General features: G+C 71.8%; 8 protein-coding genes. 1 reads left to right on the forward strand and 7 read right to left on the reverse strand.

All coding sequences use genetic code 11. The features are described from left to right. Positions 1-16: 16 nt before the first annotated feature. The 5 genes from AB0C19_RS10265 to AB0C19_RS10285 all read right to left on the reverse strand — a co-directional run bounded on the left by AB0C19_RS10265 (position 17) and on the right by AB0C19_RS10285 (position 6,678). Positions 17-2,884 (reverse strand): O-antigen ligase family protein, encoded by a 2,868-nt coding sequence (locus AB0C19_RS10265; protein WP_357182370.1) that lies wholly within the window; start codon positions 2,882-2,884, stop codon positions 17-19. Then, positions 2,881-4,104 carry a glycosyltransferase family 4 protein gene (locus AB0C19_RS10270; protein ID WP_357182373.1) on the reverse strand — a complete coding sequence of 408 codons (1,224 nt, stop codon included), beginning with the start codon at positions 4,102-4,104 and terminating at the stop codon, positions 2,881-2,883. Before AB0C19_RS10270 ends, AB0C19_RS10265 begins: the two co-directional genes overlap by 4 nt. Positions 4,105-4,178: 74 nt before the next feature. Further along, a complete protein-coding gene (locus AB0C19_RS10275) occupies positions 4,179-4,823 on the reverse strand; it encodes an acetyltransferase (RefSeq protein ID WP_357182376.1) in 645 nt (214 codons plus the stop codon). After that, on the reverse strand, positions 4,820-5,968 hold the full coding sequence (locus tag AB0C19_RS10280; protein ID WP_357182379.1) for an aminotransferase class I/II-fold pyridoxal phosphate-dependent enzyme: 1,149 nt from the start codon (positions 5,966-5,968) through the stop codon (positions 4,820-4,822). Before AB0C19_RS10280 ends, AB0C19_RS10275 begins: the two co-directional genes overlap by 4 nt. Further along, positions 5,965-6,678 (reverse strand): sugar transferase, encoded by a 714-nt coding sequence (locus AB0C19_RS10285; protein ID WP_357182382.1) that lies wholly within the window; start codon positions 6,676-6,678, stop codon positions 5,965-5,967. The genes AB0C19_RS10280 and AB0C19_RS10285 overlap by 4 nt, the downstream gene beginning before the upstream one ends. A gap of 240 nt (positions 6,679-6,918) precedes the next feature. Between AB0C19_RS10285 and AB0C19_RS10290 the strand changes: the two genes are divergently transcribed. Beyond that, positions 6,919-7,866: a DUF389 domain-containing protein gene (locus AB0C19_RS10290; protein ID WP_357182386.1), complete on the forward strand. Its 948-nt coding sequence runs from the start codon at positions 6,919-6,921 to the stop codon at positions 7,864-7,866. Here AB0C19_RS10290 and AB0C19_RS10295 read toward each other — a convergent pair. Further along, a complete protein-coding gene (locus AB0C19_RS10295; protein WP_357182389.1) occupies positions 7,796-8,263 on the reverse strand; it encodes a hypothetical protein in 468 nt (155 codons plus the stop codon). The two genes, AB0C19_RS10290 and AB0C19_RS10295, sit on opposite strands and share 71 nt — an antisense overlap. Positions 8,264-8,287: 24 nt before the next feature. Continuing rightward, a complete protein-coding gene (locus AB0C19_RS10300) occupies positions 8,288-9,172 on the reverse strand; it encodes an aminoglycoside phosphotransferase family protein (RefSeq protein ID WP_357182418.1) in 885 nt (294 codons plus the stop codon). Positions 9,173-9,337 lie beyond the last annotated feature (165 nt).

Here is a 9,337-nt window from a genome sequence, read left to right on the forward strand (position 1 = left end):
TTCGTCTCCTTCATGATCACGTCAGGACCTTGCTGGCGGTGGACCGTCCGCGGCGCGCGCCGTAGCCGCTCTGGCCGGGCGTCCAGGCCGGTCGTGGCCGCACGGAGTGCTTCGGCTCGGCGGGACGCGGGTCGTTAGCGGGCTCCGGCTCGGCCTGCGAGCGGGCTGTGGCGACGGCCAGGAGGAGCACGAACGGGATGAGCACCGGCAGGGTGAGCAGCGGCTCTCCGAAGAGGCTGCATCCCCCGATCGCGGCCATGCCGAGCACTGCCGCCTCCGCCGTCTGGTCGCCGGCGCGCAGGCGTCGACGGGCCTGGCGGATCACGATGAACAGGAGCCCGCCCACCAGGAGGACGCCGACCAGCCCGGTCTGGGCCAGCACCGTGAGGTAGGTGTTGTGGGCGTGGTTGAGGCTGTCGAGCTGGACGTCGACAGCGGCAACTGTGACCTCGGGCTGGAAGTACTCCGGCAGGTGTGCCCGGAAGTTCTGGAAGCCCACGCCGGCGAGAGGGTGGTCGGCGGCCATCCGCAGAGCACTGAGCCACAGGTCGAGACGTACGCTGCTGGAGCTGTCCAGTCGTCCGTCCACAGTGGTGTACGCGATCCGCTCGGCCACCTGATCCGGCACCAGTTGCACCCCGGTCAGGCCGACGGTGAGGACGACGACCATGCCGGTGAGGGCCAGGGCCACAGTGCGTCGTCGCTGGATCACGAAGCAGAGCAGGAGCAGCGCTCCGCCGATGTACGTCGAGCGGCTGTACGACAGCACCACGCTGACGATCACGGCGGCGATCCCCGCGACTGTCAACACACGGGCCGTGCCCGACACGCCCGGCCGCAGCCTGGCCAGCAGCACGGCGAGCGCCAGCAGCAACATCGGCCCCCACGCGTTGTGGTTCAGGCTGCTGAGGGATTCGGCGAGGTCCGGGTTCTCCTCGGCAAGCACCGGTGTTCCGATCAGGGCGAGCGCGGCATGGAACAGGCCGACGCCGGCCGCCGCGACCGCGAACACGAGGAGGACTGACCGTGAGCGGGCCCGGGCAGTGTCGATCAGCGGTATGCAGGCCAGGGGTATCGCGATGACGGCGACGGACCGGAACGCCTGGTTGGGTTGGCCACCGACCGTCACGCCGAGAGCGAGTAAGCAGGTCAGGCCAGCCACGATGAGGACGGCGGGGGTGCTGCGGCGGGTCGTGCGGCCGCGGAGCAACGTGCCGACCAGGGTGCAGAGGATCAGCGCCAGCAACGGTGTGGTGCTGCTCGCCGCCGGGGCGATGGGCAACTGCGACGCGGGCACCGCCAGAGCGATGCAGTAGAGGCCGAAGCCGGGCAGGGTGATGACGAGCACCACCACGGCGAGAGCGCCCAGCCGAAGCAGGAGCGACGTGTCCTGCACCGCCACCACACCGGCCGCCGCGCCGGCGACGAGCACGCCGGCTGCTCTTCCCCACGCCGGCAGCAGGGAGTCGCGGTCCCGTGGCGTTTGCCTCGCGTGTCGGCCGCCGCGTTCAGTCGTCATTCTGGTCGGACCGTTTCTCCGGCCCTGGACAGGCCGGTAATCGAGGAAGGCCCAGCCGACGACCAGGCCGTAGAGGACGTATCCGGCCGACACGGCGAAGCCCGCGCCGAGCGTGCCGAAGCGTGGGATCAGGACGACCATGGCGAGCAGCCCGCCGATGGCGGCGCTCACTGCCGCCAGGGTCGGCGGGCCTGGACGGTCGACGGCCGTCAGGTAGCTCTGCGCGGTGCGGGCGACCGCGAGCACGACGAGGCCGGGCAGCATCGCCCAGAGCACCGGTACGGCCTCGGCGAACTGCGGGCCGAAGAGCAGCGGGAAGGCCAGCGGCGCGAGAGCGGCCAGCAGTCCCGCCCCGACGGCGGTGATGAGCAGTGTCTGCACCGACATCCGGCGGACCGTGTGCCAGTCGGCGCCGCCGTGTGCGACCGCCGGCACCAGGATGAGGCTGAGCGCCACCGGCAGCACCAGGAGCATCTCGGCGAACGGCACCGCCACCGAGTAGACGCCGACCGCGCCCGCACCGGCCACCAGGTGGATGGCGGGGACCTGGCTGCGCACCATCGCGAACTGGGCCAGGTTGGGTGCGTACACCCGGCGGGCGAACGCCCGGTAGGCAGCCGCGTCCTGGGGCGTGCCGGGGTCGCGGCTCAACGGCAGAGCGCGGACGAGCAGCACCGCCGCGGCGCACACCTGCCCCACGAGGTACGCGCCGATGACGGTGTCGGTGTCCGCGCGGTCGGTCACCGTCAGGGCGACGAGCAGCAGCCCGTAGACGAGCAGCCCTCCGATGACTGTCCAGTTGTAGACCGAGGCGCGACTGCGGCCGATCTCGGCCGTGCCGAGCAGGGAGGAGAGCAGCACCACGGGGCCGAGGCTGAGCGCGAGGGCGAAGGTGACCGGGTCGAGCCCGATCCGAACGGCTGGCCCGACCACCAGCGCCAGCGCCCCCCAGGTGGCTGCCACGCCGACTCCCACCGTTCCGACGTGGCGCAGACTCCACCACACGGTCCGCCGGTGGGCGGCGACCGAAGCGCCCGCGTAGCGGAGGTTGGCCGTCTCCATTCCCACTGTGAGGAGCGCTCCGAAGATCGCCGCACAGGCGAGCACGACAGCCACCACGCCCCGGTCGTGTGGGCCGAGGACCCGGGCCGCCAACACACCGGTCGCCAGGCTGATGGCCAGGAGCACGACCCTGGTCCCGACGGACCCGGCGGCGGCGGCCGACACACTCTGCTCCGAGACCCGCGCTGGCGGGCCGGTGGTGGACTGGCCGCTCTCGGCGAGGTCCCGACCGCTTGTCACCACCGGTCCGGCATCCGCAGCGGGGCTGGTACCCGGACCGAGGGGCGGCGTCGCGGCCGTCACCGGGCCACCTCGGGTAGGCGGCCGGCCTGCGGCAGTGGACGACCGTCGAGCGCCGCCCGGTAGATCGCCTCGACGTCGGCGACCGTCCGCTCGATGTCGAACAGGTCCAGACAGCGGCTGCGCCCGAGCCGAGCCATGGCAGCACGCCGCTGAGGGTCCTCCAACAGGTCGGCGACGGCGTCGGCCAGCGCGTCCGGGTCCGCCGGGGGCACCAACAGGCCGCTCTCGCCATGTTGCACGGTGTCGGGCAACCCGCCGACGTCGCTGGCCACCACGCCCCGCTCCATCAGCAGCGCCTCGATCGTGGCGTACGACGCGGACTCCTCGAGCGACGGTGTGACCGCCACGTCGAGACCGGCCAGGACGCCCTGCACGTCGCTCCGGCGCCCGGTGAAGTGCACGCGCTCGGCCACGCCCAACCGGACGGCGCGTTCCTCCAGCTCACGTCGGTAGCCCACGTCACCGGTGAACTCGTCGCCGACGACGAAGAGGTGGGCGGCCGGCACCCGCCCCAGCAGGCGCGGGGCCGCGTCGAGGAAGACCTCGTGGCCCTTGAAGCCGATGTTCTGGAACGCCTGGAGTCGGCTGCGGTACATGTGCGCGAGCATCCCGACGGTGGGGGTGCCGGCGGCCAACCCGAACTCCGCCCGGAAGGGCTCCCCACTCGCTGTCGGGTCGAGCCGGTGCACGTCGCACCCGTAGTGACTGACCGTCACCGCTCGCGCGCCCAAGCGCCGGTACTGTTCGGCGAACGCGTGGCACGACCCGATCAGGACGTCCACCCGGCGCACTGTTGCGCGGTCGATGCGGTTGAACAGCGGGCTGCGTAGGTGGACGACGCCGGCGATCTGGTTCACCAGCAGCGGTCGGCGGGCGGCCAGACCGGCCAACCGGCAGACGATGTTCGCCTTCACCAGGTGGCCGTGCACCACATCGGGGCCGAAGCTCCGGACCAGGCGGACGAGACGCAGCTGTGCCGCCGCGACCCGGGGGAGTTGCCGCGGGCGCCAACCGGACATCGACACGATCTCGGTGCGGATCCCGGCCGCCCGGAGGCGGTCGGTGAGCGGACCCTCGCCCGGTACGACCGCGCAGACGTCATGGCCCAGCCGCGCCAACCCGGTCACCTGGTCGTAGAACCAGTCACCGCCGACGGCCGTGCTTGTCACCTGGAGAACGCGCAGTGGCCGGTTGCTGGCACTGCGGCGATTTGTGCTCACGTCCTGCTCCTCGTGCCGGACCACATGGGCGCGCGGCGTCGGTGTCGATCCCGTCTGGTCTCGGTCAGTGCTGGTCAGCGCGCCGGTACGCCCTTGACGACGGCATCGGCGGGAACGTCTCTGGTCACGCAGGCGCCCGCGCCGACGGTGGCGTCGCGACCGATCCGCAGCCCCTGGAGCACCGCGGCGGTGGTGCCGATCAGCACTGCCTCGCCGAGCTGGCAGTCGCCCGAGACGGCAGCGAGTGGATTCACCGAGACGAAGTCGGCGAGAGCGGTGTCGTGGCCGACAGTCGCGTTCTGGTTGAGATGCACGTGCCGGCCGATGGTCACGTTGGTGGTGACCCGGGCCCCGGCGAACGCCACGAACCCGCTGCCGTGTTCGGTGTCCGGCCCGACCGTCGCGGCCGGGTGGATGAGGCTGGTCGCTGGCGTCCCGTAGGCGTCGACGCGCTGGGCCACGGCCCGTCGGGTCCGAGGGTCCCCGATGCCGATGACGTGATGGGTGTCGGCAGGGGCGTCGCGCAGCCACGGCAACCCGCCGAGGTACGGCACGTCCAGCTCCTGCACCCGTTTGAGGTTCTCCTCGCTGGGTCGGTCGTCGACGAAGCCGACCAGCTGCCATTGGGGTCCGCCCGCGCCGGCGTTCATCGCTCGGGCGATGCTCAGCGCCTCGCGGCCGTGGCCACCGCAGCCGACGATCACCAGTGGAATCGTCATGCCGCCGGCACCCCGCTGTGGCTGGTCAGGAACTCGTCGATCGCCTCGAAGACCCGCCCGACCTGTTGCTCGGTCAGGCCGCTGCCACTGGGCAGGGCGAGCCCGTGGATGAAGAGTCGGTCCGAGGCCCCGGTGAGCAGACTCTCGGCGCCGGCGAAGACCGGCTGGCGGTGCATCGGATTCCAGACGGGCCGCGTCTCGATGCTCCCGCTGGCGAGGTGGGCTGCCAGGTCGGCGGCCCGCCAGCCACAGTGCTCCTCGTCTACCGTGATGACGGTGAGCCAGCAGTTCGATTCGACGTCGTCGATGCCGACAAGCTCGACACCGGGCACCGCCGCGAACACCTTGGCGTACTGGTCACGCAGCTGACGGCGGCGGGCGATCATTCCGTCCAGCCGGACCAACTGGGCCCGACCGAGCGCGGCCAGGAGGTTGCTCAGCCGGTAGTTGTAGCCGGTCTCGCGGTGCTCGTAGTGCGGCGTCGGTTCCCGCGCCTGCGTGGCGAGGTGGCGGGCCTTGGCGAGCAGTGCCGCGTCGTCGGAGACGAGCATCCCACCGCCGGAGGTGGTCATGATCTTGTTGCCGTTGAAGGAGAGCGCCGCTACCTGCCCGAAGGACCCGGCTGAGCGGCCTCGATGGTGCGAGCCGAGCGCCTCGGCGGCGTCCTCCACCAGCGGGATACCGGCCTCGGCGCAGAGCGGGACGAGTCGGGTGTAGTCGACGCAGCTGCCGAACATGTCGACAGGCACGACAGCGCCGACCCGCTCACCGCGAGAACGCAACCGTCGCATGAGGTCGTCGACCAGGCCCACGTCCACGTTGCCGGTGCGGGGATCACAGTCGACGAAGACCGGACGGGCTCCGGTGTAGCGGACCGCGTTGGCGGTGGCGATGAAGGTCAGGGTGGGCACGATGACCACGTCGCCGGGCCCGACGCCGACGCCGAGCAGCGCCAGGTGCAGGGCAGCCGTCCCGGAGTTGACGGCGACGGCCCCGCCGGTGCCCACCCGCTCGGCGACATCGTGTTCGAACGCCTGGAGATCGGGGCCGACCGGCGCAACCCACCCCGAGCGGAGGGCCGCGACCAGGTACGACTCCTCCAGCGGCCCGACGTCCGGCGGGGACAGGTACACGGTTTCACTCATCGGGTACCGCCCGAGCCTGTGGTCGCGGTGGTCGAGTTGCTGCGTGGGGGCGGCGACCATTGCGGCGTACCCATGAACTCGGGCGCCGTGACGAACCCCGCCGCGGAGATCCCCTCGCGACGCAACACGGTCCGCACTGTCGCGGCGAGAATCGACAGATCGGTCTTCATGTTGTGGCTGTCCACGTACCGCACGTCGAAGTCCAGCTTCTCGTCCCAGCTGAGGCTGTTGCGTCCCCGCACCTGGGCCAACCCGGTGATGCCGGGCCGCACCTCGTGCCGTCGGGCCTGGTGCGGTGAGTAGCGACCGAGGTATTCGGGCAGCAGTGGCCGTGGGCCGACAAGGCTCATGTCGCCACGCAGCACGTTCCACAGCGTGGGCAGTTCGTCAAGGCTGCTGGCGCGCAGCCAGCGTCCGAGCGGTGTGAGTCGGTCCCGGTCGCCGAGCAGGCCGAGGCTCACGTTGGGTGGCCGCATGGTGCGGAACTTGACCATCTCGAAGGGCTGGCCGTGCAGTCCGGCTCGGCACTGGCGGAACAGCACCGGGCGTCCGAGGCCCACCGCGACCAGCACCGTCACCACGATCAACGCCGGTGACGCCAGGATGAGAAGAACCGCCGCCACGACGACGTCGATGATTCGCTTACCCCGCTCCGGGCTGGTCCGGGGCAGCGACAGGTCGGCGTCGACGAGACCACCAGGCACCGGCACGTTGTGACCTCCCACGCGATTTTCACAAAAGGTATGTATTCGTCATACCAGGACAGACCGTGTGTCGATGCTGAATAGCGACGGTCGGTCCGCATTCCCCCGATCAACCCCGAAACCCCGTAGTCGGACACGGCCAGATCCGTGGCCTTGTGCAGCTCTTGCGGCCAATGGACCGAGCGGTAGAGTCGCGGCGGCCGGTCGGGCGAGGGAAGAACTAGCCGGTCGGGCGAGGGAGATGACGTGTTGCACCTGAGGGTGATAGCCCCGGTGGACCGGTCGGCGGAGGTCGTCGACCTGCTCGCCGCGGAGGCCGGGGTCACTCATCTGGCCGTGCTGCCCGGCGCTGCCCGGCAGCCACCGGGCGACCTGATCCTCTGTGACGTGGTGCGGGAGAGCGCCGACCACGTACTGCGGCAGTTGCAGCGGGTCGGCGTGGAGACCAGCGGTGGCATCGCGGCCGAAGACGTCGAGTTGACCATCTCCGCGGCGGCCGATCGGGCGGCGGACAGGGCGCCGGGCAGCGGCGCGGACGCGGTGGTCTGGGACGAGATCGCCGCGAAGACCGGCGAGCAGACCGAACTGTCCGGCACCTACCTCGTGCTGATCGTGGTGGCCACCATGATCGCCGGCATCGGTGTGCTGCTGGACCAGCCGATCCTCATCGTCGGGGCGATGGTGGTCGGTCCGGAGTTCGGCCCACTCGCCGCGCTGTGCGTGGCGCTGTTGCGCCGCAAACTCGGGGTGGTCGGCCGCTCGGTGCAGGCTCTCGCGGTCGGCTTCCTGGCGGCCATGGTGGCGACCGTGCTGAGCACCTGGGCGCTGACCGCCGCCGGCCTGGTCGGTCGGGAGATGCTGCTCGCCGAACGTCCGCTCACCGACTTCATCTGGCGGCCGGACGCGCTGTCCTGGGTGGTCGGGTTACTCGCCGGTGTCGCCGGCATGCTCTCGCTGACGTCGAAGAAGTCCGGCAGCCTGGTCGGCGTGCTGATCTCGGTCACCACGGTTCCGGCGGCGGCGAACGTGGCGGTAGCGGCAGCCTACGGCGTGTGGGACGAAGCGGGCGGCTCGGCGCTCCAACTGGTGATCAACCTCTGTGCGATCGTCCTTGCCGGCCTGCTCACCCTCGTTGTGCAGCAGGCCTGGTGGTGGAGCCTGGCCCGCCGGGCCCGTCGTCCAGCAGCCGGTTGAGCAGCGTCCGCAGCGGGATCGACTCACCGTCGCGACCACCCGCCCCGACGACCAACGGCGCCGGGCTGGGCTCCGGGTCGACGCCGAACAGCCGAGCCCGCAGGCCGCCCGGCACGGTCAGCAGATGGAACCGGCCGGCCACGTCCACCGCCCGGGTCCCGGCCCGGTCGACGTACCAGCCGGTCAGCCCGGTCCGGTAGCGCCCACGCCCGTCGTACCCCCGGGCGAGAAGCCGGCTGGTGCGCAGCCCTCGCCGGGTAGCCTCGGCCACGAACCAGGCCACCAGCTCCGCCGCCTCCGCGTGCTCGGCGGCCCGCCGCCGCGCGTCCGCGTCGGCGTGCGCCCGCACCGCCTGCCGCTGCTGATCCCGCCACTCCCCGGCGTCTCGATCACCCACGACGCCGACGGTACGCGAGTCGACTCAGTCGAGCACGGCCCGCAGCGTGTGCCGGGCGATGCCGGCCATCACCGGGTTGGTCTCGACGTAGTACGGCAACGCGTTGATCGCCTGCTCCAGGGCCCAGCCGCGTCCCCGCTGCCAGGTCGCGTCGTCCACGCCCAACGCCAGCCGGTACGTCTCTCGGGAACCCGCGTCGAACAGGTTCCACGCGGGCATCAGGTCCACCGCGGGGTCGCCCACGCCGACCGAGCCCAGATCGATGACGGCGGCCAGCCGGCCGGCGCGGACCAGCAGGTTGCCCGGCATCAGGTCGCCGTGGATCCACACGTCGGCGGGGTCGTCGCGGCGCGCGCCCCGGCACCGCTCCCACACCTCGCCGAGCGCGGTCGTGTCGGTGAGCGCGCCGCTGACCGCGAGCGCGGCCCGCACGCTGGCGTCCTCGGCGGCCAGCGGCCCGCCGCGCCCGTTCCCGGACCAGACCCGCCCGCCGGTGTCGATGCCACGCAGGGCGGTCACCACGCCGGCCAGGTCCCGCGCGAAGACGTCGAGGTCGGCGATCCGGTCGGGCTGGGCCGTCTCCCCCGGAATGAACTGGTACGCCGTCCACGGCCCGGGGTACCCGTCGCCCGGCTCGCCGAGGCCGAGCGGCTCCGGCACCGCAACCGGAAGGTGCCCGCCGAGCAGCACTGCGTACTCCTGCTCGCGCCGCAACTCGGCGCGCAGCTCGGGATCGGTCGAGGGGAGCAGCGGAAACCGCAGCACGATGTCCGGACCGAGCCGGAACAAGGCGTTCACAGTGCCGGTCGAGGGGAGCGGCCGGACCGGCAGGTCCCGCCACCGGGGGAACTGCTCGGCCACCAGCGCGGAAACCACGTCCACGCTCACGTCCACCTGATCGGCATGCATCCTCACCGCGAGATCATCTCCCCGAACCTCGCAGCCACGCGAGCAAATTTCCCACCGCCCGTGCCGTCCGCACCGCCCGTGCCGTCCGCACCGCCCGTGCCGTCCGCACCGCCCGTGCCGTCCGCACCGCCCGTGCCGTCCGCACCGCCCGTGCCGTCCGCACCG

This window comes from Micromonospora sp. NPDC048842, from assembly GCF_040649935.1.
Taxonomy (GTDB): Bacteria; Actinomycetota; Actinomycetes; order Mycobacteriales; family Micromonosporaceae; genus Micromonospora; species Micromonospora hortensis.